Here is a 25,778-nt window from a genome sequence, read left to right as displayed (position 1 = left end):
ACGGGAGTCAGCGGTGACAGGGAGAATCAGCCGGTATCGCCTCCGGGTGACAGGGGCCGCGGCGGCTGGTGTGGCGGCAGCGCTCGTGCTGACGGCTCCGGCGACGGCGACGGCAACGCCTCTGCGTACCGCCGAAGCCTCGGTGACCATGACCCCTGAGTTGCAGACGCAGATCCAGGACATGGTCGAGACGTTCATGGCCGACAACGAGACCGTGCCGGGAATCTCTGTCGCAGTCGTCACCCCGGACCCCGCCGGATCGGATCCCGTCATCACGACCTTCGTCGCCGGTGTCGAGAATCGCGCCAGCGGGGTCCCGGTGGAGGCGATCACGCAATTCGAGCTGGGCTCGGAGACGAAGGTCTTCACCGCCGGCCTGCTCGCCTCCCTTCTCTCCGCAGGCACCGTGGCGCTCGACGACCCCATCCAGAAATACGCGCCGAGCGGCGTCATCGTGCCCGAGTGGGAGAACCCGGTCACGCTGGAGAAGACCCCGATCACGTTGCTCGATCTAGCGACACACACCGCAGGGCTCACCGACGCCCCACCGAATCTCTACGACGGCTGCCCGGAAGAGAAGCCGGATGAGCACCAGCCGCCGCACGATCCGCCCCACTGCGCCAACCCGAAGCCCGGCTACACGCCGGCGATGCTCTGGGACTCCTTCACGGAGCCCTGCGCCGACACCCGCCAGTGCCCGCTCTGGGAGCCCGGCACCGCCTGGAGCTACTCGAACTGGGGCTTCGCGCTGCTGGGTGACATCGTCGCCGGGCTCGTGACACCCGGGGCCGTCCCGCCCGGCGAGACCGGGCCGGGGCAGGTGTTCCAGGACTCGCTGGAGACGACGTTCCTGACTGACCTCGGCATGGACTCCACGACAGTGGAGTTCCCCGACACCGATCCGGCGACTCCCTACAACGGTGACACGACCATTCACCGATGGAACAACTACAACGCCTACGTCGGCGGCGGCGGTCTGATCTCGACCGCGGACGACATGGGCACCTTCGTCGCCGCGAGCCTCGGCTACCTGCCCGCGGACGTAGCCCCCGGGGTGCAGGCGGTGGCGGACACCGTGGCGCCGGTTCTGCCCATCACGCAGACCTGCACACCGACCGCAGCACCCGGCGACGCGTGCACAGCCACGAACTTCCAGATGGGCCTGGGCTGGGAGCTCCGCCCGGCGCTGGCGTCGGGAACTACCGTGCCGTACGCGCACAAGAACGGCGGCACCGCCGGAGGCAGCACCGACACGCTCCTCGCGCCGTCCCTGCGGATCGGAGTGACCACGATGTTCAACCAGAACGGGGCGGACATCGAGCAGCTCGCCCCTCGCATCCTCTCGCTCCTCGTGGCCGCGCAGGGCACCCCGGATGAGGCCACCCCGACGCCCACCGCCACGCCCGCGCCCACCGCCGATCCCTCCCCGGTGCCCGGCGAAGCCCTGGCGAACACGGGCGCCGACCTGTTGGTCCCGGGGCTCGGCTCGGTGTCGTTCCTGCTCGCGGGCGTTGCGGTCCTCCTAGTGCGCCGCCGAAGAGGCATCTCCCGAATCTGATCGGGACGATTCCAGCCCAGACTCCTGAGCGGGACGTCCGCAATGGCAGTCGCCGAGAGCTTGACCGTCTCGTGGGAGCACGCGTTGGCGTCGTCGCGGAGTTGCAGGCCTGCGACCTGATGAGACATCTCGTAACTCTAGGCATTCGAGATGCCTCACTAGTGATGCACGCGCCTCGATAGTCCACCGGCGTTCTGCCGCGCCGAAGTCTCGTAACTATGGCGCGCAAGTGTTGGCACCCTAAGGCGCGAGGAAATTGCGTTGTGAGACACCGCGCATCTGGGTGGATGGACCGATCTCAGGAAAAGTCGAGCCGTGTGTGCTCCGGGTCTTGCGTGGCAGTGCTCATTTTCGGCCATCGACGTTGGCGAAAGGCAGGGCGAGATGAACCCGTGAGAACTCGTCGAGGTAGTCCTCTTCGACGTGCCGCGGGTTCAGCTCGGGAGTCTCGATCCAACAGACCAGCAACTCATCGGCGTCCTCGAGCTGCCAGATTGATCGGCCTCCGGAGTGATTGCGAGCTTTCCTGCTGTAGGGGCTCAGCCTGGACTTGAGGCCGCCTTTACTCGTGGGCGTCCCGGCCTTGCCGATGTAGACGATTGGAGCACCGGGGAGCCACCGTTCTTGGAGGTCGTCCAGCGAGTATGCGGCAAGCGGGCTGTGCGTCAACAAGACGTAAGGCGCGTCTGCCTGCGGTCTCAGTACGACGTAAATGCCCTTCTCTGCCGTTACGTCCTTCATTGCCATATTGACCAGCGGGACAAAGCCCTTGAACCCTGCCGCTGCAAGGCCCTCTCGGTCCCAAGAATCCGGAAACGGGAAGCTAGTTCGGCGCATGATCGGAGGGTATCGCTCGAGCTGCCCGTGTTACTTAGTGGGTGCGGTGCTGGCTTGATGGCGATACAGGGTGGCTCGGCTCCAACCCACTAGCTGGGCAGCGTCCGTCGCAGTCTTACCTTCTGATCGTGCCTTAGCGACGATCGCGAGTTTCTCGCCGACGATGGCGGGGTCGGACTTTGGACGTCCGAACTGAGTGCCGGCCTCTCGAGCGACGGCGATACCGGCGTTGACGCGTTCGACGATGAGTTCGCGCTCGTACTCAGCCAGCGTGGCAAGCATGTTCAGCATCAGCCGTCCTGTCGATGTCGCTGGGTCGATGCCGTCAGAGATGGACCGAACGTTTATGCCGGCATCGCGGAGCCCGTTCACGGTGTTGAGAACGTCGATCAGAGATCTGCCGAGCCGGTCGACCCGCCACACAACTACGGTGTCGCCGGCCTCGGCGTACTCGAGCAGCCGCTGCATCCCCGGACGTGATGCGGCGGTCTTGCTGCCGGACGTGACGTCCGCGAAGATGTCCCTTTTTTGCACCCCTATAGAGAGGAGTGAATCGATCTGGAGCTGCGGGTCTTGGCCGGCGGTGCTGACGCGTGTATAGCCGAGAAGCCTCATGCCGCAATCATGTCTTGTAAAGCCTGCTGAATAGTGCTGAGACACGCGGGGTGCTGAGATGACTTTGTGAGACATCGAGTCGTGCCGAGATTCCGGGCGGGGGGGAGTGGTTAGTTGTGGTCGCGTCGGGTGTCTCGTAAATCTTTACCTATTGGAGACTCCGTCTGTCTCGTGCGAGAGCAGGTCGAGGAGGCGGCGCATCACTACGATCAGCACCCCGCTGGTGGCCAAGATGACCGTGACGGTCATCAGCATGCCTGCAGTTCCAGTGCCTGACCCGTCGCGAAGGAGCCCAGCCGGGAGGCGTCGGCTGCAGCCGGCGCCGGTGAGCACGACCGATACCGCGGTGGCGGAGGCGACGCCAACCAGCGTGAAGGCGAGCGCCAGGATCACGGTTGTCGAGCGGTTGACGGCAGTCTGCCATAGCCCGAACCGATTGAAGGAGCGCAGGCGGGCCGGGCGGGGAGACTTCAGCCGTTCTTCCGGGCTTCTGCTTGGTGTGGGACTTTGGTCCACGCATCCATTGGGCACCATGGCAAGGCTGTCCGTATGAGTGACTCAGAAGCTAACTTCTTTTACCCCGAATCCGCCGGGTCGAGCTTCGGAGAATTCTCCCGTGTCGTCGTCGGTGTCGACGGTTCGGAATCGTCGATCCACGCCCTACGCAAGGCCGGCCGTATCGCCGATGCCTTCGATGCGCAGCTTGATGCCGTCTGTGTGTGGACGTATCCGATCTCGCGGTACACGATGGTTCCCCCGGACTGGTACCCCGATCGGGACGCGGCCCGGACGGTGCGTCATGTGGCGGATGCCGTCTTCGGCGAGAAGAAGCCCGATCGTGTGCACCTGTCGATCGTGGAGGGGTCAGCCGCCCGGGTACTGATCGATCAAAGCGAGACGGCGGATCTCGTCGTGACCGGGAGCCGCGGGCATGGAGGTTTCGCCGGCCTGTTGCTCGGCTCGGTGAGCGCGCAACTCGCAGCTCACGCGAAATGCTCGGTGCTGATCGTGCACCCGCATGCGGAGACCAAGGCTGACGAGCATGCCGCGAAGCAGAGCGAAGGGGCACGCTGATGAGGGCGCTTCAGTACCGCACGATCGGTGCCGCCCCGGAGCTGGTGGAAGTGGAGACGCCCGAGCCCGGCCCGGGCGAGGTCAGGCTGAAGGTCACGGCGGCCGGCCTGTGTCATTCCGACTGGTTCCTGATGGGACTGCCGGCCGAGCAGTACGTCTACGGGCTTCCTCTGACGCTCGGGCACGAAGCCGCCGGGATCGTCGACAAGCTCGGTGTCGGCGCGACCGGGGTGAGTGTCGAGGACGCGGTGGCAGTGTACGGGCCGTGGGGGTGTGGCCGATGCCATGCCTGCGCGCAGGGGCGAGAGGATTACTGCCCGAACGCGGCCGCCCTCGGGATCGCCCCGCCCGGCCTCGGCGCACCTGGTGCGATGGCCGAGTACATGATCGTCGACGACACACGCCACCTGGTGCCGCTAAACGGGCTGGACCCTGTCGACAGCGTCTCGCTGACCGATGCGGGCCTCACGCCCTATCACGCGATCCGGTCGAGTCAGGGCAAGCTCTGGCCCGGTTCCACCGCTGTCGTTATCGGTGTCGGGGGGCTCGGCCACGTTGCGGTTCAGATCCTCCGAGCCATCACCCCCGCGACGATCGTGGCTGTCGACATCGACGACGACAAGCTCGCCCTCGCAACCGAGGTGGGTGCACACTGGACGGTGCATTCGGGACCGGATGCGGCCACCCGGATCAGGGAGCTGACGGCCGGTGTCGGTGCGGAGGCGGTGTTCGATTTCGTGGGAGCGGCCGGCACGCTGCAGCTGGCGCGCGATGTCGTCGCAATCGATGGTGACGTGCAGATCGTGGGCATCGGTGGCGCCACACTCCCGACGGGGTTCTTCTCGACTCCGTTCGGCGCCTTGGTTCGGGCACCGTATTGGGGAAGTCGGTCTGAATTGCTGGAGGTGCTTGACCTCGCCCGGTCGGGCGCAGTGCGTGTGCACGTGGAGCGGTTCTCTCTCGAAGACGCTGCTGAGGCGTATCGGCGGCTTCACGAGGGCGACATCCGTGGTCGCGCCGTCGTCGTTCCGTGAGATCAGCGGCTGAGCGAAGCCGCCGAGGGGAACGGCGGCAGCGCAACCTGACCGTCCCTGTCCGCGGCGCGGTTCGCGCTCAGTTCGCCGAGCAGGGCGAGCTGTGCGCGGTTGATTGCCATCAGCTCCTCGATCTCCTGTTTCGCGGCCACGTTGGTCTCGAAGTCGTGGCGGGCGAGCGCGGCCGCGATCGTGTCCTGACGTTTCGCTGCGATGAGCAGGATGGCACCTTGCAGACCCGCGAGCATGCTGAGGAACAGGTTGAGGAGGATGAACGGGTACGGGTCCCAGGCGCTGTCGAGCGAGTTCAGCACGAACCAGATCAGCATCGCCGCGATGAAGGCGCTGACGAAGGGCGAGCTGCCCATCCCGTTCCGCAGACGGTCTGCGGCTCGTTCACCGGGCGTCAGCTTCTCTTGCGCCTGGGCGTGCCAGTTGGTCAGAGGTCGTCTCATGGGTCCGAGTCTCGCGCGACGGATGCCCGATTCGCGGGGCTTTGGTCCATCGATGCCTGACGGGGCGACGAGACGTGCGGTAGTGACCGCGGCGCCGACGTGGTACTTTCGCGCTGAGGCCGCTGGAGGCGCCATGACCGATCCGCTCTCATTCCCCGATCTACCGCGATCCGAACTGGACCGCTCCATCGAAGAGCTGATCGCCCGCGCCAACGACGTGAAACTGTCCCAGAGCCGGCTGCGGGCGCTGCTCCGAGCAACCCAAGCGGTGGTCGAGGACATTGATCTCAGCATGGTGCTGCGTCGCATCGTCGAAGCCGCCGTCGAACTCGTCGATGCGGAGTACGGGGCACTGGGCGTCATCTCCGCAGACGGGCATGGCCTGGAGGCGTTCATCCACGTCGGCATGGACGATGGAGCGGTTGGCCGGATCGGGCACCTACCGGAAGGGCATGGTCTTCTCGGCGCCGTAATCGTGACTCCGCAGCCGATCCGGCTCGAGCACATCTCGGCCGATCCGCGATCGTCGGGGTTCCCGGACGGCCACCCGAAGATGGATGGCTTTCTCGGAGTTCCCATCCGGGTGCGCGGGGTGGTGTATGGCAACCTGTACCTCACCAATCCGCGCCGCGGCTCCTTCTCTGACGAGGATGAGCAGCTGGTCGGTGCACTGGCTGCGACGGCCGGCTCCGCCATCGACCACGCCCGCATCCTCGTCGAAGCCCGAACCAGGGAGCGGTGGATGACCTCGTCGGCGGAGATCGCGATCGCACTCGCAGACAGCGACGCGCAGCGGGCGTATGCCACACTCGCCGATGAACTCATCAGCCGCTCCGACTCCGAACTGCTCACCATCCTCGTGCCCGGTCACGAACCCGGCACGGTCCACGTCGCCGCCGCGCGCGGGGAGGGGTCCGCCGCCCTGGACGGTGCCGACCTGCCCTCGGCGACCACGCTCGCCACCGACGTGCTCGCGTCGGGAGAATCGCTGATCGCCGCCCCGGGGCACATCGGTCCCGCCCGACCCAGCGACCCGCTTTCCCTCACCCGGGGACAGGTGGCGGGCCCGACGATCTGCATCGCTTTGACGGATGGCAGGACGGTGTGGGGGGTGCTGATCGCGGCACGCCTTCCCGGCCGGCCCAGCTTCACTCGAACCGACCTGGAGGTCGGCATCGACCTGGGGGAGCGGATCAGTGTCGCCCTCGCCCTCGCGCGGGCCAGAGCAGACCAGCAACGGGTGACCGTTCTCGAGGACCGCGGGCGGATCGCGCGGGACCTGCATGACCACGTCATCCAAGACCTCTTCGGCACCGGGTTGGAGTTGCAGAGCCTCGCGCCGATCCTCCCCGACAAGGACCGCGCCCGGTTGGATGAAGCGGTGACCAGGATCGACAGGGTGATCGCTCAGATTCGGAAGATCGTCTTTGCCCTCACCCCGCCTGCTGACAGCAGATCCGCGTCGGTGAGGCACCGCATCCTCGACATCGCCGCCGATGCGTCCAAGGCTCTGCCCAACCCCGTCAACGTCAGCTTTTCCGGCCCCGTCGACCTGTTCGTCACGGGTGTGCTCGCCGACGAGGTGACCGCCGTGGCCCGGGAGCTGCTGAGCAACATCGTCAAGCACTCCGGGGCCACTGAAACCGATGTCACTCTCGCCGTCGACGACAAGGACATCCGCGTCGATGTCGGTGACGACGGTATCGGCATCCCAGGCGGAGTGCGGCGCAGCGGTTTGTCGAACTTGACGGCACGTGCTGTGGCGCTCGGCGGCACGATGTTTGTCACCTCCTCCGCCAACGGCACCCGCGTCGAGTGGCATATCCCCATTCCGGACAGCGAAGGCGGACACGGATGATCCGGGTGGCACTGGTCGATGACCATGAGATCGTGCGACGAGGTGTCGCCGACCTCCTCGAAGCAACCGCCGGCATCGAGGTGGTAGCCGAGGCCGGAACAGTGGCACAGGGACTGGCGCGCATCACGGCGACCCGGCCGGACGTCGCGGTGTTGGACATGCGCCTGCCAGACGGTAACGGCATCGACCTCTGCCGGGAACTTCGGTCGAGGATGGACGGCATCCGCTGCGTCATCCTGACCGCCTACGACGACGACGACGCCGTGGTCGCGGCAGTCATCGCCGGCGCCTCCGGCTACCTCCTCAAGGACGTCCGCGGCCCCAGTCTGGTCGAAGCCATCACCGCAGTTGCCGCAGGCCGCTCACTTCTGCACCCCGCTGCGGCGAAGAAAGTCTCAGAGAGGGTGCGGTCGGAATCGCGCGACGACCCCCGATTCGGGTCCCTCAACATCCGTGAGCGTCAGATCCTCGGACTGATCACCGACGGCCTGACCAATCGGCAGATCGGGGAGCGGCTGGGTCTGAAGGAGAAGACCGTGAAGAACTACGCCTCCAACATGCTGCGGAAGCTCGGTCTGGAACGCCGCACCCAGGCCGCCGTGCTCGGGTCGGCCCACCGCGACGAGCTGTGAGCTCAGCGAGCATCCACCCGTGAACGCACGTCGACCCTCGGATTCTCTGCCGTCAGCACCCCGGCGGCGACGATGACGAGGCCGAGTTCGGCGAGGCCGGCGAGGAAGTAGGCGAGCTGGAGTGGGCTGAAGGGGATGATGATCATCTGCACGAAGATCCAGATCAGGATCGTGTACGCGGCCATCGACGTCGCCGCCGGGGCGAGCGCCGGCCTGCGCACCAGCACGGCCAGCGCGGCGAGCTGAACACCGCCGACGACGATCGCCAGCAGAAGCCCCGGCACCACGTACGAGGCGAACGGGGTGCCTTCGAGGTACGACGAGTCGGGGACGAACAGGCCGTTCGGATCGCCGGTGATCTCGCCGGCGACCAGGGCGGCACCTCCAGCGGCAGCGGTGATGCCGACGAGGCCGAGCAGCAGCCCGGTGAGGGCCCGGTTCCATCGCGACGGGATCATGATCCAGCCCTTGCTGTGTCTGCGGCGGACTCGCGCGTGGTGATGACGGTCGCGGTGGGAACGACGATGGCGGGCACGTCGAGGTTGAGGAGCAGATCGCGGCTCACGGATCCGAGGCGCAGCCGTTGGAACAGTGACTTCCCGCGGGTTCCGACCACGACGAGGGCGGGAAGGGGATCTGCATCGAGGATGCACTGCGCGGGAATGCCATGAACGGCGCGGCCGGTGACATCGAGTGATGGGTGGCGGCCGCGGAGCACGCCGACGATGTCGTCGAGCAACCGCTGGTGAGGCTCGGCGAGGAACGCCATGAATTCCTCGTCAAGAGGGAACGTGTCGAGCCACATGTTCGGCGCCATCCACGCATGCACGACCTGCAGGGGCTGACCGGTCGCCAGCGCCTCCAAAGCGGCGATCTCGGCCACGTCCAGGCACTGGTCGGTGTCGTCGACACCGACCACGACCCCGCGGCGGTCCTCGGTCACCTCGGCAGGGACAACGGCCACCGGCCCGGTCGCATGCGCCGCCACCCGCACTCCGGCGGACCAGCCGATTGACGAGCGGACGGATCCTCGGGTGTTCTCGCCGATGACCAGGAGCGCGTCTGCAGCAGTCAGGGCGATCAGCGACGGCACCACGTCCCCCGAAATGACTTCAGTGCGCACATCGATGCCGGGCACGGTGCCCCGCAGCTGCTCGGCCGCTGCGTCGAGGAGCGCTCCGGCGCGTCCGAATCGGGCCGGGTCGAGGACCTTGCCGGGGACCAAGGTGCTCTCGTCGACGACATGGACGAGCAGCAGCGGGTCTTTGACCCACTGGGCGCGACGTGTAGCCCAGGCGAGAGCGGCGTCCCCTGCCGGGCCTTCGTCAACGGCGATGATCGTTCGGATGGTCATGAGCGGGTTCCCTTCGTCGAGTGCTCAGTCGCGGGCAGGCGGCTGACGACGCACGTGTCGATGCTGACTCCGAAGCGGTGCACACGGGTATAACGGCGGATAAGGTCAAGCGGTGCCGTGCGGAGATGAGGCTGCCGGGGGCTCTCGCCGACGCGCACCCCGGCGGAGGAGATCGCGACGATCACGTAGCCGAATCCGAGCTGCTGCCAGCTACGCCGGTCGCTGCCGAGAATCCAGAACTCATCGTGGTCGAGACCGCCCGTGAGCGTCGCGAGCACGCTGGTCAACACCCTGTCAGGCGCGTCGATGAGCCCGACCGCGACCCGGTTTCCCGCAGCAAGCGCCGCGGCGATGTTGACCGCCACGTCCTCAGAGAGGGCATCGGGAGCGCACATTATCGCGATTGTGCCCAATGGCGCACGGGCCTCGATGACCGCACCACCGGGAACGTAGTCAACCGTTCCACTAGCAGTACCAGGTGCGGCTTCGGCGATGCCCCGAAAGGCGTCAGCGATTCGCGCATTGTCGAGCTCGAGAGTGAGCAGAGCCGAAGACGTCATCGCTTCCCCTTCTGTCGGGTTCGTTTCCCACAGCGTCTTGCCTCGCTACGCCGCAAGAACTGACCAAGGTCCCATGACTTTCTCCTGCCGAAGTGAGCGGTCTGGTCTCGATGGACCTTAGTCACTGTGTGCCGGTGTACCGGGACGCAGGATCGGGTTATGGCTACTTCACCTGTTCTCACCCCCACCGACCGGGGCCTCCAGCAGTCCGTCATCGACGAACTCGACTGGACCCCTGGCATCCACCCCGCGACCATCGGTGTCGCCGTCCTAGGCGGCGTTGTCACCCTCGCCGGTGAGGTCGCCTCCCTGCCAGAGCGAATCGCCGCAGAGAAGGCGGCACTTCGAGTCGATGGCGTCCGCACCGTGGCGAACGAAATCACTGTCCACGGCTCCGCAGAAGCATCCGCCAGCGATGAAGAGATCGCCCGCCATGTCAACGAGGTCCTGACCTGGACGACCACCCTGCCCACCGGGTCAGTCGCCGTGACCGTCCACGACGGGACCGTGATCCTCACCGGCACCGTCGACTCGGACTACCAGCGTCGCGCCGCCCGCAAGGCCGTGCAGGACGTCCAGTCCGTCCGTCTCGTGGACAACCGCATCGAACTGTCGCGGCGTGTGTCGGCAGTGGATGCCGGGACCCGGATCCGCAACGCCCTCCGCCGGGACGCTCTCATCGACGCCCATAACATCACCGTCGCCGTCAGCGACACCACCGTCCGCCTCACCGGTACCGTGCGCTCGTACGAGGAACGACGCGAAGCCGAACGGACCGCCTGGAACTCACCCCACGTGCAGCACGTCGACAACCAGATCGACGTCGACGCCAAAGGACTGCGATGACCATGCACCCTCCCATCACTCACCTGCCGACCGGGGGAACGGACGTGGTGTATCCGGGAGACGAGGCCATCCAGGGGCGGTTGCACACGGAACCGGACGCCAGGGGCCTGATCGTCATCGCCTACCCGACCGCCTTCTCGCGCTTCGGCCGGAACGACGAACACCTGTGCACCCCAGCCCATCAACACGGGTACAGCACGCTCTCGGTCGACCTGCTCACCCCGGAAGAGACGACCGTCAGCCCGGACGCAGTTCACGCGCACCTCGTTCGCCGCCTCGCGTCCGTTCTCGAGGACAGCCGCCGGCGCGGCCAGACCGGACTCTGCGTCTTCGCCATCGGCGCGGCGGCACCGGCAGCCCTTCCCGCGAGCGACCATCAGGACGTGACGGCGATCGCCACGTGCGCGCTGCCCGGAGTCGTCAGCGCCAGCGACGACGATGTCGACCGTGCCGGCTCGAGGGTGCTGGAGTGCACCCCGACGCTCGGCACGACACTGACGTGGGACGACGTGGACCAGTCGATGCGCCGCGCACTCGTCTGGTTCGACGCCGCTCTCTCACAACGCCGACAGGAGATCACATGAACGAGGCATCTCCACGTGCACGAGTGACCATCGTCTACGAGTCCATGTTCGGTGCCACTCGCCAGGTCGCCGAGACCATCGCCGACCAGCTCCGCCCCTTCGCCGACATCACCATCGTGAACAGCGCCAACGCAGACCCTACCGAGATCATGCACACCGACCTCTTCGTCGCCGGAGGTCCGACCCACGTGTTCGGGCTCAGCTCAGAGGCGACACGAGAAGAAGCCCGGAAGGTCGCCGATCGCAGCGACGCCGCCCTGGTGTTCGAATGGCCCGATGTCACCCGCGGACTGCGGGAGATGCTGCGCTCCCTCCCGAGGGCGTCACGGCCGCAACATTTCGCCGCCTTCTCGACGCGGAGCGCCAAAGCCCCACGGCTCTTCACCGGCTCGGCCGCCCGTCGCATCGTACGCGACATCCGCGCCGCCGGTTACCTGCCCCTCGTCGCCCCGCGCGATTTCCTGATCGACGCCGGCCACAGGCTGGTCGAGGGGCAACTCTCTGAAGCCGCCGACTGGGGAGCTCAGCTTGCCGGGCACCTCAACCTGCTCCGTGAGCGACAACTCGCCGCCGATAAGGGCGTGGGACCAAAGACCCGTAGTTCGGATGCCCCTGCCCTTTGACTGGTACTCACGGAAGAAGGGAACAACTGCAATGGACGACATCATCGACGTCGTGCAGGTACTGAGTGAGCAGGAGTGCTGGCAGAAGCTCGCGGACAACACGCTCGGGCGCCTCGTGGTCAAGGCGGCGGACGAGATCGACATCTTCCCCGTGAACTATGTCGTCACCGATAGAACCCTGTGCATCCGCACTGCCCCCGGCACGAAACTGATCGAGTTGACCATCCATCCCGACGTCCTCTTCGAGATCGATCATGTCGACGACAGCGCCGCCTACAGCGTCGTGGTGAAAGGAACTGCCGAGGAACTGCAGCATCAGAGTGAGATCGACGAGGCCGACTCGCTTCCGCTCGTACCGTTCCTGCCCACCCTCAAGTACCGCTGGGTGCGCATCCGCCCCGTCCACCTGAGCGGTCGTGCCTTCCAGCGTGCACCGGAACCGGACCGCTACTGATCGTGCGCCGGTGCGCCGCTCACGACCTTAGTCAAAGCCATCGAATCCTGGAGTCACGAAATGAACTGGACGACCCGACCGCACGAGATCCACGCCGAGGATGTGGTCGAGACCCTCGACCCGGAGGAATGCTGGCGCCTACTGGCCACCACCGAACTCGGACGCCTCGCCGTCAGTGACGACCAGGGTGCCGACATCTTCCCGATCAACCACCTCGTGACCGACCGACTCGTCTACTTCCGCAGCGCGCCAGGAACGAAGATCGTCCGCCTCACCGAGAGGCCCGGTGTCGCCTTCGAGACCGACGGCACCGAGAACCGGCAGCGCTGGAGCGTCGTGCTCCGAGGCACCGCACGGCGGCTCAGTATCGACACCGACATCCAGACCTCCGGTGTCGACGAACTGCACACCTTCACCCGTTCGACGAAGTGGAACTACTTCGTCATCACCCCGGTCACGATCACCGGCGTGCGCTTCACCACTCAACCCGACCACCGCACCAGAAAGGACCACTCATGACCATCACCGAGGCGGCCGGGCTCACCGACGCGCGGATCAAGGAACTCGTCGAAGACGAACTCATCTGGACAGCAGGCGTGGATGCACCCGCTATCGGCGTGGCCGTCACAGACGGCGCCGTTACGCTCACCGGCGAGGTGCCCTACTACTGGCACCGGCACACCGCCGCCAAAGCCGTGCTACGGATGCGGGGCGTTCAGGCCGTCGCCAACGAAATCACCGTGCGCGGCTCCCACGACACCCCCACCGACACCGAGATCGCCGCCGCCGTCGCACAGGCCCTCACCTGGTCGTCGCGCATCCCGACCGGCGAGATCGATGCCGAGGTGCACGACGGCGGTGTCGTACTCACGGGGCAGGTGAGCTGGGACACCACCAGGCGAGGGGCCGAACGGGAGATCGCGGCACTCAAAGGCGTGCAGTGGGTCGACAACCGCATCACCCTCGCACCCCGCGCCTCAGCGGCTGACACCCGTACACGGATCACCGCTGCTCTCGAACGAAACGCGCTGACCGACGCCGAAGCCATCCACGTCCACGTCGACGGCACCACCGCCATACTCACCGGGGAGGTGCGCAGCTATGACGCCAAGCACCAGGCCGAACTCGCCGCCTGGGGTTCACCCCACATCACGGAGGTGCGCAACAACCTCATCATCCACACCCACGCGACGCAGGTCCAGCCGTGACATACGTGCAGGGCAAAGTGCCCACCGACACCGCGATCCAGCAGATGGTCGAGGATGAGCTCGCCTCCATCCCCGGCTTGTGGCAAACCCAAATCGGCGTCAGCGTCGGCGGCCGCGTCGTCACCCTCAGCGGCGACGTCACCACCCTCCAGCAGCTCAGCGCCGCCACAGCGGCGGCCCTCGGCGTGACCGGGGTGCAGGCCGTAGCCAATGACATCCAGATCCGGGCGCTGCACCACGCCCCGACCGATACCGTGCTCGCGGAGGCGATCGTGCAGCGACTCGCCTGGAACGCGACCGTCCCCGACGGCGCCGTCAGTGTGGTGGTGCATGAGGGCAACGTGATCCTCACCGGCGAGGTGCGTTGGGAATTCCAACGCCGCGTCACCGAAAGCAGCATCCGTCACATGCGCGGAGTGCGCTGGATCGACAACCGGATCACTCTCACCCCCCGGGAACCGTCCTTGCGCATCCGGGAGCACATCCACGCCGGCCTCGGCCGCAGCGCGCTGACGCATGGGTGCCCGATCGACGTGACCGTCGCCGACGGGACCGTCACCCTCTCCGGGTTCGTGCCGTCGCATCAGGCCAAGCGGCATGCCGAGCGCATCGCATGGAACGAACCCCACGTCGCCGCGGTCGTCAACGAGCTCGAGATCGGTCACCGCGTCCCCGGAGCGCCCTGAGCGCGTTCAGGATGCAGACGAGATCCACTGCCTCCTGGATCCCGGCGCCGACGGCCGCCGGGATGACACCGGTCGCGGCGATCACCATCAAGAGCACACTCAGCACGACACCGATCCAGATGCTCTGCAACGCGATCCGCACACTGTCCTGACCGATCACGACCGCATCCACGGTCTTCGACAGGTCATCGACAAGGATGACGACATCCGCCGAGTCGCTGGCCGCCGTCGCCCCGCGCGCGCCCATCGCGATTCCCACGTCAGCGGCCGCCAGAACCGGGGCATCGTTCACGCCGTCCCCGACCATCATGACCGGCCGGTCGGTGATCTCGGCCACGGCCGCCACCTTGTCCGCGGGGAGGCAGTCTGCCCGCACCTCCATGATGCCGGCCAGCCGAGCGATGGAGGATGCTGTCGCGTGCGCGTCACCGGTGAGCATCACGATCCGTCGAGCGCCACGCCGCGTCAGCTGGTCGATGGTCCGGCGAGCGTCGTCGCGAAGTCGGTCGCGCGCGACGATCACTCCGGCGAAGCGGTCGTCGACGGAGATGTAGATGGCGAGCTCACCGGGTTCGAGGTTCGGTGAAGCAGCGAGGGGGGCACGCTCTCGCACGAAGGACAGCTTTCCTACACGCACGTCCGCACCGGCGATGACAGCTGCGACGCCGGCAGTGGCGACCTCCTCCGCCCGCTCGGCCGGGAGCAGTGCCAGCCCTCGGTCGCGGGCGTCGGCGATGATCGAGCTTGCAAGCACATGGCTTGAGTACTCCTCGGCCGAGGCGGCCAGCTGAAGGAGGCGATCCACGCTGTACCCCGGCTCGGGGAGCACTCGGGTCATGGTGGGGCGTCCCTCGGTGAGGGTTCCTGTCTTGTCGAACACGACGGTGCGGATGCGGGCGAGTCGTTCGAGAACGGCACCGCCCTTCACGATGACGCCGGCCTTCGCGCTGCGGCTCATCCCGGCCATGAACGCGATCGGAGCCGCAATGATCAGCGGGCACGGTGTCGCCAGCACGAGAACCTCCGCGAAGCGCACCGGGTCGCCCGAGAGCGCCCAGGCGATGACGCCGATCAGCAACGCGACCCCGGTGAAGGGCAGCGCGAAGCGATCCGCAAGCCGCACCACCGGCGCCGGGTGCGCGGCTGCTTCGGTGACGAGCAGGACGATGCTCTGGTACTGGCTGTGGGCGGCATCCCGGCTCGCGACGATCTGCACCGCCGTGGATCCGTTGATTGATCCGCTCAACACCAGGTCACCGCCGCGGTGCTCGACCGGGAGACTCTCCCCGGTCAGTGAGGACTCGTCGAAATCCACCGACTCGGTCTCTTCGGAGAGAACACCGTCGACCGGGACGATCTCCGACGGGCGGACCAGCAGGACATCCCCCACCGCGACGTCATCGGTCGGAACGTCGGTGATGGTCGGCTCGGCGGACCCGTAAGCGATCCGATGGGCGACTCGGGGCGCCCGGTCCATCAACGCCTTCAACTCGCGTTCTGCACGCGATTGCGCAAAATCTTCGAGCGCCTCCCCTCCGGTCAGCATCAGCACGATGATCAGCGCGGCCAGGGACTCGCCGACGAGCACGGTGGAGAGGATCGCGATCACGGCGAGAACATCGACTCCGACGACCCCCTGCCGGAGCCGGCGGATCATCCGCACCAGTTCCACGCCGGCGATCCCCAGCGCGTAGACCGCGACCAGCCCCTGCGCGACGGCGGGAAGACCTGTGGCGACAAGGATGCCGGCACCCGCTCCGACAGCGACAGTCGCGGCCACCAGCGGGTAGCGCAGTCGGCTCACTGCGGAGCGCCCAGGTCGACGGTCTCGCCTGGTTCCGGAACGCGCACCCGCCAGCCTAGTTCGCGCTTGATGCGTGCCCTGAGGCTGTCGGACGCCCTCGGCTCGCCGTGCGTGACGTAGGTCATGGCGGGGGGCGTAGAAGTGCGTGCCATCCATGCGAGCAGTTCGTCGGCATCGGCGTGGGCAGAGAGGTTGTCGAGGTCGAGCACTTCGGCACGGATTGGCACGTCCTGTCCGAAGATCCGTAAGGTGCGCGCCCCTGATGTCAGCGCTGCACCTCGGGTCCCGGTGGCTTGGAACCCGGTGAGGACGATCGCATTGTGCGAATCCGATCCGTAGGCCTCGATGTGGTGGAGGATCCTTCCACCGGTGAGCATTCCACTGGCGGAGATGATGATCATCGGTCCGCCCCGGAGATTCAGGAGCTTCGATGCGTCCACGGAGCGGACCGGGTGGGCGATGTCGTACATGCGCTCGACCTCAGCCCGATCCAGGCGGTGTTCGTCGGGATGGCGCTCGTAGATGCGGGCCGCGTTGATGGCCATCGGGCTGTTCAGGTAGATCGGCACGTCCGGGATCTCGCCACGATCACGCAGTCGGGACAGATGCAGCAGGATCGTCTCCGTCCGTCCGACGGCGAACGCCGGAATGAGGACGACACCGCCCTTTCCGGCCACCCGACGGATCAGATCTCCCAGTACCGCTTCGGGATCATCGTCCGAGTGGACGCGGTCGCCATACGTGGATTCCGTGACGAGGACGTCCGATGGCTCGAGGTCTCGTGGTGCGCGCATCAAGGGATCGCCGCCACGCCCGAGATCGCCGGTGAAGTGCACAGAATACGAGTCCTCGGTCACCCGAATCTGCGAGGCGCCCAAGATGTGCCCCGCGGGAACGAACGTCGCCGACGATGTGCCCGACAACTGGACGGGCACATCGAATTCGACGGTTCGGAATCGACTGAGACATGCGGTGGCGTCGGCCGCGGTGTAAATCGGTGTCGGCCGGCTGTGAGAAGAGAAGTGATGGGACGCCGCATGCGCGGCCTCCTGCTCGAGGAGGTACCCGCTGTCGGGCAGGAGAATCTCGCACAACTCGGCCGTTCCCGATGTGGCGTAGATCGGGCCGGTGAAGCCGTCACGAACGAGTGCGGGGAGGTAACCGGAGTGGTCGAGATGGGCGTGGGTGAGGAGTACCGCGTCGATCGAATCCGGTGCCACCGGCAGCGGGGAACGGTTCCTGTCCCGAATGGTCTTCACGCCCTGAAACAGTCCGCAGTCCACCAGAGTGCGCTGCCCGCCGCCGTCGATGAGATATCGGGATCCGGTGACGGTGTCGGTTGCACCGAGAAAGCTCATCCTTGATGTCATCGCGCGCCTCCGTCTGATCGAACTGTTTCCCACACTCCCGCGATCGGGCTTTCGAGCGAGTGGCTTTAGTCCCTCTTCGGGACGCATCCGTTTCGTAGCCTGATGTCGACCGAACGGCCACGATCCGGAGGACACCATGGCACTCACCGCTCCCGTGCACGACACCGACCGTGCTGTTCAGCAGGCGGTGATGGCCGAACTCGAATACACCCCGAACCTCGACGAAGCGCGGATCGGCGTCGCCGTTTCAGACGGGGTCGTGGTTCTCGGGGGAGAGGTCGACACCCTCTCCGAGCGCTACATCGCCGTGAAGGCGGCACAGAAGGTCGCGGGAGTCGTCAGCGTCGTCGACGAGATCCTGGTCACCGGGGAGCCCGGAGTGCGGTTCAGTGACATCGAGATCGCCAAACGCATCACCGCGGTGCTTTCCTGGCTCAACGAACAGCCCTACGAGAAAGTCAGAGCAGAGGTCACCGACGGCCAGGTCATCCTGAGCGGCAACGTCGAATACAACTACCAGCGCAGGGCGGCCGAAAAGCTCGTCAGCACACTCGCGCACGTTCGGGCGGTTGAGAACCGCATCATCCTGATGGCCCGCCCCTACCCAGCCGACTTCCAGGAGCAGCTACTCGAAGCGCTCCGCCGGCAGGGATCCTTGGACGTGTCCAAGATGAGCGTACATATCCAGCAGGGTGACGTGTATCTCGGCGGGATCGTCTCCACCGCGCAGCAGAAGCACGATGCGGAACAGGCGGTGTGGAAGCATCCAGCTGTCAAGGACGTCCACAACGACATCCGCGTCATCCCCGACCTGCAATGACACCGCCGGAGGAGGCCTCATCCGAAACAATCGTCGTGGGCCACGACGGTTCCGAGGGTGGCTCCGTGCTGCCCTTGGGCGAGGTTAGCTCCCGCGAGCGGAGATCACTCATCCGCCACGTCCGCCCATTCCATGACAAACACCCCACCGTGGAGATCGAGTACCGGGCGGTGCTCGGGCAACCCGCCGAGACCCTGCTGGGGATCGCGAGAAAGGCCAGGATGCTGGTCGTGGGATCTCGCGGGCGCGGCGGCTTCACCGCCCTGATGCTCGGCTCGGTCAGCGAGCAGTGCGTGCACCTTGCGACGTGCCCCGTGCTCGTTGTGCCCAGCCGGCAGGAAGACCTCAAGCAGCGGGCGCAGCAGGCAGAGTGATGCACTCGAGCGGCACAACCACCGTGGGCGCGACAGCACCGAGAGCTGTCCCATCGTCTGGCTTGTCATGACGGATGGCTGCGCTCCGAATCTGTCCTGAACGTAGCCACGGGCGATGGTCCTTGGTCCCATCGACATTTGGTGGTGTTCAGTACGTTCGGGTCATGGAAACTGTCATCTCGATCCTGCACGTGGTCGGCGCCGTCTTCATCGTCGGACCTATGGCCATCCTCCCCATGTCAGCCCTGCGAGCGGCACGGGCCGGGAACGGCCACCAGGTCGCCGCCCTCGCCCGGTCGACGGCCATCTTCAGCTATCTGTCGCTGATCGTCTTCCTGCTCGGCTTCGCTCTCGTCGGTCTGGCCGACCCGAAATACGAGCTGTCGATCACCACACCGTGGGTGATGGCCTCCATCGTGCTGTACCTGATCGCGGTCGCAGCCAGTCTGCTCGTCGTGGTGCCCGCGCTGAGGCGCGCCGCACGGGACGGCGACGCCGGTACCGCCGCGGTCGATGACGGCGGCGCGGCGGGTGTGACTGCTGTCGCCGGCCGCCTCGCGGTGACCGTCGGATCAGGAGTAGTCGCCGTGCTTCTGGTCGGCGTGGTGATCCTGATGGTGTGGAAGCCCTAGCTCAGTTGACGGCGGTGCTCCGGTTCAGCCCGTCGTGTCGATGACGAGGGAACCGGATGCCCTTCCGGAGCGGAGGTCGTCGAGGGCGCCAGGGATGTCATCGAAGGCGTACCGGGTGATTGAGGGTGCGATGCGGAGTGCGGCGGCTATCCGCAGAAACTCTCGGCCGTCGTTTCGGGTGTTCGCGGTGACGCTACGAAGGTTCTTCTCCCGGAAGAGGTGCTCGCCGTAGTTGAGAGCGGGGATGTCGGTGAGGTGGATGCCGGCGATGACCACGGTGCCTCCGGGCGCGGTAGCGCGCAGCGCGCCCGGCACGAGGTCGCCGGCTGGTGCGAAGATGATCGCCGAGTCGAGGGGAGACAGCGGGGATGCGTCTTCGTTGCCGACGAATGCGAGGTCCATGGTCTCGGCGAGGTGTCTGTTGTGTTCTCCTCGGGTCATTGCCGAAACCGATGCGCCTGAGGCGAGAGCGAGAGCCGCGGTGATGTGGGCGCTGGATCCGAACCCGTAGAGGCCGAGGTGACCCCCGGGCGGAAGGGCGGCACGCCGCAGTGCCCGGTAGCCGATGATGCCGGCGCACAGCAAGGGGGCGGTGGACACGGGGTCGGCATCCGATGGGAGATGGTAGATGAACGGTTCCCGTGCAATGGCGTGACGGGCGAAGCCGCCGTCGGCGTCGTAGCCGGTGAACCGGGCCTGGTCGCAGAGGTTCTCCCGCCCCGCGGTGCAGTAATCGCAGACCCCGCATGTCTCACGCAGCCACGCGATGCCGACCAGCTCTCCGGTGCGTGTCCGTTGCACGCCGGGGCCGGTTGCGGTCACGCGTCCGACGATCTGGTGGCCGGGCACCACCTCGGCGCGGTGCCTGGGCAGTTCGCTGTCGACGATGTGAAGGTCGGTGCGACAGACCCCGCAGGCGAGCACATTCACGAGAACCTCATCACCTTCGGGCTCGACCACGTGCCGCACGGCTCGGGCAATCGCGCCGTCGCCGGTGGTGACCCAGGCCTCCGACTCCGGCGACGGAATCGTGCTCATGCCCGGACGATGATGGTCGGTGCCACGAGGGCGCGCACGACCGCGTGGCTTACCGAGCCCAGCAGGATGCGGCGCAGCCCGTGATTGCCGTGGTTGCCGATCACGACCTCGGACGCGGATTGCGCCGCGTCCACGATCGCGGGTGCCGGCGCCCCATAGACGAGGGATCCGCGGGCGGCCAGTCCCGGGATGTGCCCGGCGCGGGCGACTCCGGTGTGCAGCACGCCCTGGTGGAGGGCCTCGAGGGAGTCCCCGAGGCCGAGGTCGGGCGCATAGACGTCCTGCCACTCCAGGGGCGCGGTCCAGGCGTGGACAAGGCGCACCTCTTGGTGTGTGGCAAGTGCCTCGGCGAAGGCGAGCTCGAGTACGCGACTAGAGGCCAGCGAGCCGTCGTATCCGACCACGACCCCTTCACGCTGCGGCGTCGTGGAATCTGTTGGGATGACAGCGACGGTTCCCGGCTTGTCCGCGGCGGCGAGCCGCGCGCCGATAGACCACCCGAACGGTCCCGGCTTCCGTGCACCGGGTGTTCCGCCGACGACCAGCAGCGATTGCGGCGACGAGGCGGAGAGGAGCTCGCCGATCGTGGAGCCCCGCACGACCTCGGTTGAGATCGACGCAGCGGGATGGGTGTCTCGGAAGGCTTCCGCAGTCTCCATGAGCCGCACCCGCGTGGCAGCCTCCGGGGATGTGGCGCTGAGGTAGTCGGTGCCGGTTTCGTGCCCGCCGACCACACTCACCAGGGTGATGGGGGTCGAGCCTGCGCGGGCGACCGCCCAGGACGAGGCGGCATGGGCCGAGGGGGAGTCGGTCCACCCGATGACGATCCGGTCGAACACGGTCAGCCGGCGTTCGCGGAGTTCACTGACTGCGGCGCCGACTCGGGCGCTGCCGGTACTGCCTCGTGCGGCGCTCTCGTCGAGGTCGTGATCGCGACCTTCTTCGGAGACGGCAGCTGGCGGAAGGGGACGGTGACCTTCAGGACGCCGTTGTCGAACGTGGCCTGCACCTGGTCGTCGTCGGCCTGCTCCGGCAGATCGATGCGGCGGTAGAAGCTCGTGCTGCTTTCCCGCACGACGTACTTCTTCTTCGCGTCCTCTTCACGAAGGTGCTTCTCGGCCTGGATCACGAGGGCACCCTGATCGATGTTCACGGTGACGTCGTCCTCGGCGAAGTTCGGCAGGTGGGCCTCGACGGTCAGCTGATTGTCGTCCTCGGTGTACACGTCGGTCGTCGGCAGTGTCGCCGTGCGCGGGCTGGAGAAGGGCCCGTCGGAGAAGAACTGCTTCTGCAGCGCGGTGAGCTCGGCGAACGGATCGAAGCGGACGAGATTGCGTGCCATGATGGCTCCTTTGACATCGGATGTTCGGTGTACCTGCGACTGTAGATTCACGGGCGAGGCGCATCATTGACCAAGGTCCCATAGGTCGGACCACGCCGGCCGGGAAGGTCGAGGGATGAGAGATCGCACGACGCGCAGTGCCGGGATCCTGCCGTATCGGCGACGCCGGAACACCGAGGTGTATCTCGGCCACATGGGCGGCCCTTTCTGGGCGCGGAAGGACCGATCCTGGTCGATCGTCAAGGGCCTGATCGAAGGCGATGAGGACGCTCTGGACGCGGCCCGGCGGGAGTTCCTTGAAGAGACCGGGAACCCGATCGCGGCCCCACTCGAACCACTCGGCGAGTTCCGCCAGCCGTCCGGGAAGCTCATCATCGCTTTCGTCGCCGACGTGGAGGAGCTACCACCTGTGACGTCACCTGGCACGTTCGAGCTCGAGTGGCCTCCCAGGTCGGGGCGGGTGCAGACGTTTCCCGAGATCGACGATGCTCGTTGGTTCGACCTCGATGCGGCGGGCTCGAAGCTGGTGCTGGGGCAGCTGCCGATTCTCGACGCCGTGCGCCGCCTCAACTCACACTCTGCAGGTCGCCGAGCGTCAGCGGGCGAGGCTGGCAACGAGATTCACAGCGGATGCGAGAACACCGACACCGAATAAGAACGACAGCAGGGCATGACGCAGGACTTCCCGACGCAGCACTGAACTCGTCAGGGGGGTGTCGGAGACCTGATAGGTCATACCGATCGTGAACGCAAGATAGGCGAAGTCGAGGTAGCGGGGCCTGTCCTCCTGGTTGAAGTCGACTCCCTTACCGCCCGAGCGGTAATACAGCGCTGCGTATCGCAGCGTGAACAGCACCTGGACCAGTATCCAGGAGGTGGCCACCGTGGCCACGGCGGCAGCAGCGAGCCCGAATTGGGCGATACCTCCCGCGGCCCGCGACTCGGTAAGCAGCAGCGCGAGGGACCCGAAACTGGCGAGACTGGCGAGGATGATGAGCGTCTGCGCGACCGGCTGAGTCGGATCCTCGCGCGTGGCGTGCATGGCGGTGTCGGCGGAACCGAGCCGAAGCACGGACACCCGCACCCAGATGACGAAGGTCATTGCGGCCCCGATCCAGCCGAGAGCGGGCGCCAGCAGCCACGACCCCGACATCCCGACCGTCCACCCCAAAAGCACGAACACCACGAACATGACAGCGACACGGAATCCGGCGTGATGCCAGATGCCGTCGAATCCCTGCTCGGGACGGTGTCTCGCGGTGCGATGATCTGTCTCAGATTTCATGATGCGTCAGAGCCCGCTCACCTCCGTTGTCGGCGAACGCTTTCACGGCGCGTCCCCTGTCGAGTCGACAGGGGACGGGTGGGTGGCGCGTTCCAAGTAGTACGTGATGAGCGTCCGCCACGCTGATGAGTCGGCGTCGTCAGCTGGGCCGACCAGGTATTGCTCGGTCATGATTCCCGGTTCGCCGAGTTCCCGCGCGTGCATCCATTCGCTGATTTCTGCGTAGGTGCTACCGGGGGAGCCGTACCCACCCTTGTGCACCGCCGTGACAGCCTGGCCCGCTGGCACGGTGACGGAGGTCAATGCGGCTTCAGCGCTCGGTGACTTCGTCACGGGGAAACCGGCGAGGAGATCGATTCCACCCGCGCAGGACCGGAAGTAGATCGTGATCGGAGGTCCGATCGGCAACGTCCCCGCGCGCGTGAGGCCGCCCAGGGCACGCTGAAAGGCGGATGCGAAGAACGTCGGCAAGTCCGCGAGAGAGACGGTAGAACGAGTGCCGGCCACCGTAGTCTCCGGCATGGTCACTTCATGGGTCGACGTCATGGTTCTCCGGGGTCAGATGGTGGGGTAGGAAGAGGCGAGGCGGTTGCCGCGCGTTGCCCTGCCCGTGAAGATGGCGTAGTTCGCGAAGCCCGTCTTGATGGCATCAATGGGGGGTCACGGGATCATCCTCCGATCGGTTCGTATGTGCGCTGCCAGCCGACGGCGGTGGCCGCCTCGCGCACCCGGTCACTGACGATCACGACGGGCACGTCGAGGTTCAGGATCAGTTCGTGACTCGCGGAACCGAGCACGAACCGGTTCACCGCGCTCCGGCTGCGGCAGCCCACAACCACGAGCTGCGGCAAGGGCGACGCGTCGAGCAGCGCCCGCACGGTCGTCCCACGAACCGCCTCAGCTTTCACCACCAGTTCGGGGCGGGCGCGTCTCACCAGTTCCGCCGCGTCGTGGACGATCGACTCGTGTTCTTCGCCGAGCATGTCCAGGGTGAGGTCGTCGTAGACGTAGTCGGCCTGCCAGACCGGGGGCACCAGCCAGACATGGATGATGTGCAACTCCACGCCCCGTAGCGCGGCCTCACCTGCCGCGAACAGGGCGGCGCGTGTCGAGGTCTCGGAGCCGTCGACGCCGACGACGACGCCGGAGCGAGTCCCGGTGACGTGCCGGGGGATGATCGCGACCGGGCCGAGAGCGGTGGCGGCGAGACGCGCACCGATCGACCAGGCGAATCGGAAGTGCGCATAGGTCCGTGCCTCGGTGCCGACCACGAGCAGGGAGGCGGGATCGGTGTATCGCCGCAACGCGTTGAGCGTGTCGCCGATCACCACCTGGCTGGACATCCGTGCGGCGGGCAGCTCCCGGGCGATCCGGGCCGCTTCCGCGGCCACGGCCGTCGAGGCAGCATGGAAATCCTCGGGGGTGATGGTCTTGCCCGGGATGAAGCTGACCTCATCGATCACGCGCACCAGCACGACCTCATGGCCCGCCGCGGTGTGGCGAGCCCGTTCGATCGCCCACGCGACAGCGGTTCGGCTCTCCACCGAGTCGTCCCAAGCGACCACTGTTCTCACTGTCATGCAATCCTCCAAGATCGGCCTCAGCATTCCGCTTTCGCACCGGGCTACGTAGGGTCAAAGGTCCATTCGCAACAGGAAGGACCTTCGGCTCTTGTCCATGCCCGAAGCTGCGGTCGGATGAGGCGACCGGGAAACACAGGCAGAAGGAGTGAGGGTCATGGGTCGTAGTGAACGAGCAGGAGTGGTCGTACGGGATGGCCCATGGGGGTTCGTCTTCCTCCTCGCCTACATAGGCGCCGCGGTGTACTTCATCTCCACGTCCGACGGTTCGTTCTGGGGAGTCATCCTGGGGCTGCTGCAGGCCGTAGTGTGGCCGGCATACGTGATCTACCACGTGCTGCTGGCACTCAGCGTCTGAGAGCCTTGACGGCAGACACAGCCAAGGGACTTTGGTCCTTCGCCACGATTGCCGTCGCCGTAGTGTTCTGGTCACGGGTCGCACCCGGACAGCGTCAAGGGTCTAGGAGTCGCATCCTGAGGATCGCACGTTGCGATTGACAAGTCGCATGGACCGCAACGAATGGCTGATGTGACAGACGCGGTATCCCGACGGGGGTACCCCCTCGAACCATACTCGGGGGCTCTTGTCCCACAGCATGCGGTTGCCGGAAATGGGGTCACGGAAAGGGCGATCAGCGGGGCGCGGTGGTCCACCACAACGGCGTGGTGGCGGTCGGTGGCTGCGGCTCTCCCCTTCGGCCGGGAGGGCCCGGCCACCTATTGGCCCGATCTGAGTCCGCGAGGGCTCCAGGGCAGGACTGGTCGTGAGACTTCAGACCGTGTCGTGTCGCCTTCTGGGTGGTGATTCCCTCATCCCGTCGGTGCGGGAGCTCGCGGTAGGCTTCGGTCGCTGAAACGAGTGGGACGCCGGTGAGTGACACCGATGTCGCCGACGCCATCCAGCATGCCCCGCGATGGACGGCCGGCCTGCGCGACGGCACTGTCGACGCTCCCGTCAGCCACGGGAGCGTGATCCTCATGGGCAGCGTGGCGTGTGACGGGCAACGTCGTGCTGCGGAGAATCAGGTGCGTCAGATCAAGGGCGTCAGCTGGGTCGACAACCGCATCACCCTCTTCAGGAGGGTATCGCGCTCGGCACCCACCGGATCAACTCCCGGTGGCGCTGATTAACACCGTCGCGTGGATCACGACCGT

Annotated in this window: 32 protein-coding genes; 18 read left to right on the top strand and 14 right to left on the bottom strand. The window is 66.4% G+C overall.

The genetic code is table 11. From position 1 onward, the window contains the following. Window positions 1-70 precede the first annotated feature (70 nt). Window positions 71-1,558 carry a serine hydrolase domain-containing protein gene (locus ITJ64_RS05495; protein ID WP_194679723.1) on the top strand — a complete coding sequence of 496 codons (1,488 nt, stop codon included), beginning with the start codon at window positions 71-73 and terminating at the stop codon, window positions 1,556-1,558. A gap of 345 nt (window positions 1,559-1,903) precedes the next feature. Here the strand turns inward: ITJ64_RS05495 and ITJ64_RS05490 are convergent, their stop codons facing one another. Beyond that, window positions 1,904-2,299, bottom strand: a complete 396-nt coding sequence (locus tag ITJ64_RS05490; protein ID WP_194679722.1) for a hypothetical protein — start codon at window positions 2,297-2,299, stop codon at window positions 1,904-1,906. Between the two features lie 126 nt (window positions 2,300-2,425). After that, on the bottom strand, window positions 2,426-3,010 hold the full coding sequence (locus tag ITJ64_RS05485; protein ID WP_194679721.1) for a recombinase family protein: 585 nt from the start codon (window positions 3,008-3,010) through the stop codon (window positions 2,426-2,428). 549 nt (window positions 3,011-3,559) lie between these two features. Between ITJ64_RS05485 and ITJ64_RS05480 the strand changes: the two genes are divergently transcribed. Continuing rightward, a complete protein-coding gene (locus tag ITJ64_RS05480; RefSeq protein ID WP_194679720.1) occupies window positions 3,560-4,084 on the top strand; it encodes a universal stress protein in 525 nt (174 codons plus the stop codon). Then, window positions 4,084-5,118: an NAD(P)-dependent alcohol dehydrogenase gene (locus tag ITJ64_RS05475; protein WP_194679719.1), complete on the top strand. Its 1,035-nt coding sequence runs from the start codon at window positions 4,084-4,086 to the stop codon at window positions 5,116-5,118. Before ITJ64_RS05480 ends, ITJ64_RS05475 begins: the two co-directional genes overlap by 1 nt. A 2-nt stretch (window positions 5,119-5,120) precedes the next feature. Here ITJ64_RS05475 and ITJ64_RS05470 read toward each other — a convergent pair whose 3' ends face one another. Next, complete coding sequence (locus tag ITJ64_RS05470) at window positions 5,121-5,573, bottom strand: DUF1003 domain-containing protein (protein WP_228507696.1); 453 nt, start codon at window positions 5,571-5,573, stop codon at window positions 5,121-5,123. A 133-nt stretch (window positions 5,574-5,706) separates the two neighbouring features. Between ITJ64_RS05470 and ITJ64_RS05465 the strand changes: the two genes are divergently transcribed. After that, complete coding sequence (locus ITJ64_RS05465; RefSeq protein ID WP_194679718.1) at window positions 5,707-7,431, top strand: GAF domain-containing protein; 1,725 nt, start codon at window positions 5,707-5,709, stop codon at window positions 7,429-7,431. Further along, window positions 7,428-8,063: a response regulator transcription factor gene (locus tag ITJ64_RS05460; RefSeq protein WP_194679717.1), complete on the top strand. Its 636-nt coding sequence runs from the start codon at window positions 7,428-7,430 to the stop codon at window positions 8,061-8,063. Before ITJ64_RS05465 ends, ITJ64_RS05460 begins: the two co-directional genes overlap by 4 nt. A 2-nt stretch (window positions 8,064-8,065) precedes the next feature. On the opposite strand, the gene ITJ64_RS05455 is transcribed toward ITJ64_RS05460, so the two are convergent. The 3 genes from ITJ64_RS05455 to ITJ64_RS05445 are packed head-to-tail and all read right to left on the bottom strand — an operon-like array spanning window position 8,066 to window position 9,977. Then, window positions 8,066-8,521, bottom strand: a complete 456-nt coding sequence (locus ITJ64_RS05455) for a hypothetical protein (RefSeq protein WP_194679716.1) — start codon at window positions 8,519-8,521, stop codon at window positions 8,066-8,068. After that, on the bottom strand, window positions 8,518-9,417 hold the full coding sequence (locus tag ITJ64_RS05450) for a universal stress protein (RefSeq protein ID WP_194679715.1): 900 nt from the start codon (window positions 9,415-9,417) through the stop codon (window positions 8,518-8,520). Before ITJ64_RS05450 ends, ITJ64_RS05455 begins: the two co-directional genes overlap by 4 nt. Next, a complete protein-coding gene (locus ITJ64_RS05445; protein ID WP_194679714.1) occupies window positions 9,414-9,977 on the bottom strand; it encodes a hypothetical protein in 564 nt (187 codons plus the stop codon). Before ITJ64_RS05445 ends, ITJ64_RS05450 begins: the two co-directional genes overlap by 4 nt. Window positions 9,978-10,136: 159 nt before the next feature. Between ITJ64_RS05445 and ITJ64_RS05440 the strand changes: the two genes are divergently transcribed. Genes ITJ64_RS05440 through ITJ64_RS05410 form a run of 7 tightly spaced genes read left to right on the top strand, consistent with a single transcriptional unit; the run spans window position 10,137 to window position 14,378 of the window. Then, window positions 10,137-10,823, top strand: a complete 687-nt coding sequence (locus tag ITJ64_RS05440; RefSeq protein ID WP_194679713.1) for a BON domain-containing protein — start codon at window positions 10,137-10,139, stop codon at window positions 10,821-10,823. Next, the gene (locus ITJ64_RS05435; RefSeq protein WP_194679712.1) at window positions 10,820-11,407 is read left to right on the top strand and encodes a hypothetical protein; all 588 of its coding nucleotides are present in this window, start codon (window positions 10,820-10,822) and stop codon (window positions 11,405-11,407) included. Before ITJ64_RS05440 ends, ITJ64_RS05435 begins: the two co-directional genes overlap by 4 nt. Before the next feature lie 23 nt (window positions 11,408-11,430). Next, entirely contained in the window at window positions 11,431-12,030 is a 600-nt protein-coding gene (locus tag ITJ64_RS05430; protein ID WP_194679711.1) for a flavodoxin domain-containing protein, read from the top strand. Between the two features lie 31 nt (window positions 12,031-12,061). Continuing rightward, window positions 12,062-12,484, top strand: coding sequence for a pyridoxamine 5'-phosphate oxidase family protein (locus tag ITJ64_RS05425; protein WP_194679710.1), 423 nt, complete (start codon window positions 12,062-12,064; stop codon window positions 12,482-12,484). A 60-nt stretch (window positions 12,485-12,544) separates the two neighbouring features. Further along, window positions 12,545-13,003: a pyridoxamine 5'-phosphate oxidase family protein gene (locus tag ITJ64_RS05420; RefSeq protein WP_194679709.1), complete on the top strand. Its 459-nt coding sequence runs from the start codon at window positions 12,545-12,547 to the stop codon at window positions 13,001-13,003. Further along, window positions 13,000-13,692, top strand: coding sequence for a BON domain-containing protein (locus ITJ64_RS05415; protein ID WP_194679708.1), 693 nt, complete (start codon window positions 13,000-13,002; stop codon window positions 13,690-13,692). Before ITJ64_RS05420 ends, ITJ64_RS05415 begins: the two co-directional genes overlap by 4 nt. Continuing rightward, on the top strand, window positions 13,689-14,378 hold the full coding sequence (locus ITJ64_RS05410; RefSeq protein WP_194679707.1) for a BON domain-containing protein: 690 nt from the start codon (window positions 13,689-13,691) through the stop codon (window positions 14,376-14,378). The genes ITJ64_RS05415 and ITJ64_RS05410 overlap by 4 nt, the downstream gene beginning before the upstream one ends. Here ITJ64_RS05410 and ITJ64_RS05405 read toward each other — a convergent pair. Together ITJ64_RS05405 and ITJ64_RS05400 are read right to left on the bottom strand one after the other, a co-directional pair. Next, window positions 14,335-16,182 carry a heavy metal translocating P-type ATPase gene (locus ITJ64_RS05405; RefSeq protein ID WP_194680857.1) on the bottom strand — a complete coding sequence of 616 codons (1,848 nt, stop codon included), beginning with the start codon at window positions 16,180-16,182 and terminating at the stop codon, window positions 14,335-14,337. The genes ITJ64_RS05410 and ITJ64_RS05405 overlap by 44 nt on opposite strands. Next, entirely contained in the window at window positions 16,179-17,540 is a 1,362-nt protein-coding gene (locus ITJ64_RS05400; protein ID WP_194679706.1) for an MBL fold metallo-hydrolase RNA specificity domain-containing protein, read from the bottom strand. The genes ITJ64_RS05405 and ITJ64_RS05400 overlap by 4 nt, the downstream gene beginning before the upstream one ends. A gap of 148 nt (window positions 17,541-17,688) precedes the next feature. Here ITJ64_RS05400 and ITJ64_RS05395 point away from each other — a divergent pair, with 148 nt between their 5' ends. The 3 genes from ITJ64_RS05395 to ITJ64_RS05385 all read left to right on the top strand — a co-directional run bounded on the left by ITJ64_RS05395 (window position 17,689) and on the right by ITJ64_RS05385 (window position 19,378). Further along, complete coding sequence (locus ITJ64_RS05395; RefSeq protein WP_194679705.1) at window positions 17,689-18,372, top strand: BON domain-containing protein; 684 nt, start codon at window positions 17,689-17,691, stop codon at window positions 18,370-18,372. A 149-nt stretch (window positions 18,373-18,521) separates the two neighbouring features. Then, on the top strand, window positions 18,522-18,746 hold the full coding sequence (locus ITJ64_RS19280; RefSeq protein ID WP_370545048.1) for a universal stress protein: 225 nt from the start codon (window positions 18,522-18,524) through the stop codon (window positions 18,744-18,746). Window positions 18,747-18,910: 164 nt separating this feature from the next. Beyond that, window positions 18,911-19,378, top strand: coding sequence for a DUF2269 family protein (locus ITJ64_RS05385; protein WP_194679703.1), 468 nt, complete (start codon window positions 18,911-18,913; stop codon window positions 19,376-19,378). Window positions 19,379-19,402: 24 nt separating this feature from the next. Here ITJ64_RS05385 and ITJ64_RS05380 read toward each other — a convergent pair whose 3' ends face one another. Genes ITJ64_RS05380 through ITJ64_RS05370 form a run of 3 tightly spaced genes read right to left on the bottom strand, consistent with a single transcriptional unit; the run spans window position 19,403 to window position 21,758 of the window. After that, on the bottom strand, window positions 19,403-20,416 hold the full coding sequence (locus ITJ64_RS05380; RefSeq protein ID WP_194679702.1) for a zinc-binding alcohol dehydrogenase family protein: 1,014 nt from the start codon (window positions 20,414-20,416) through the stop codon (window positions 19,403-19,405). Beyond that, window positions 20,413-21,255 carry a universal stress protein gene (locus ITJ64_RS05375; protein WP_194679701.1) on the bottom strand — a complete coding sequence of 281 codons (843 nt, stop codon included), beginning with the start codon at window positions 21,253-21,255 and terminating at the stop codon, window positions 20,413-20,415. Before ITJ64_RS05375 ends, ITJ64_RS05380 begins: the two co-directional genes overlap by 4 nt. Before the next feature lie 2 nt (window positions 21,256-21,257). Then, window positions 21,258-21,758, bottom strand: a complete 501-nt coding sequence (locus ITJ64_RS05370) for an Hsp20/alpha crystallin family protein (protein WP_194679700.1) — start codon at window positions 21,756-21,758, stop codon at window positions 21,258-21,260. Between the two features lie 115 nt (window positions 21,759-21,873). Between ITJ64_RS05370 and ITJ64_RS05365 the strand changes: the two genes are divergently transcribed. After that, window positions 21,874-22,413 carry an NUDIX domain-containing protein gene (locus tag ITJ64_RS05365; protein WP_194679699.1) on the top strand — a complete coding sequence of 180 codons (540 nt, stop codon included), beginning with the start codon at window positions 21,874-21,876 and terminating at the stop codon, window positions 22,411-22,413. Here ITJ64_RS05365 and ITJ64_RS05360 read toward each other — a convergent pair. From ITJ64_RS05360 to ITJ64_RS05350, 3 genes are all read right to left on the bottom strand, one after another. Further along, window positions 22,354-23,043: a DUF1345 domain-containing protein gene (locus tag ITJ64_RS05360; protein ID WP_194679698.1), complete on the bottom strand. Its 690-nt coding sequence runs from the start codon at window positions 23,041-23,043 to the stop codon at window positions 22,354-22,356. The genes ITJ64_RS05365 and ITJ64_RS05360 overlap by 60 nt on opposite strands. Before the next feature lie 42 nt (window positions 23,044-23,085). Further along, window positions 23,086-23,589, bottom strand: a complete 504-nt coding sequence (locus tag ITJ64_RS05355) for a GyrI-like domain-containing protein (protein ID WP_194679697.1) — start codon at window positions 23,587-23,589, stop codon at window positions 23,086-23,088. Window positions 23,590-23,711: 122 nt separating this feature from the next. Beyond that, the gene (locus ITJ64_RS05350) at window positions 23,712-24,617 is read right to left on the bottom strand and encodes a universal stress protein (protein ID WP_194679696.1); all 906 of its coding nucleotides are present in this window, start codon (window positions 24,615-24,617) and stop codon (window positions 23,712-23,714) included. 187 nt (window positions 24,618-24,804) lie between these two features. Here ITJ64_RS05350 and ITJ64_RS05345 point away from each other — a divergent pair, with 187 nt between their 5' ends. Continuing rightward, window positions 24,805-24,981, top strand: coding sequence for a hypothetical protein (locus ITJ64_RS05345; protein ID WP_228507692.1), 177 nt, complete (start codon window positions 24,805-24,807; stop codon window positions 24,979-24,981). Between the two features lie 512 nt (window positions 24,982-25,493). Beyond that, on the top strand, window positions 25,494-25,754 hold the full coding sequence (locus tag ITJ64_RS05340; protein WP_194679694.1) for a BON domain-containing protein: 261 nt from the start codon (window positions 25,494-25,496) through the stop codon (window positions 25,752-25,754). The last annotated feature ends 24 nt before the right edge of the window (window positions 25,755-25,778 follow it).

Origin of the sequence: Herbiconiux sp. VKM Ac-1786 (assembly GCF_015350805.1) — a bacterium.
Taxonomy (GTDB): Bacteria; Actinomycetota; Actinomycetes; order Actinomycetales; family Microbacteriaceae; genus Herbiconiux.
The sequence above is the reverse complement of the archived record's forward strand: the minus strand, read 5'-3'. Positions and strand labels throughout refer to the sequence as shown.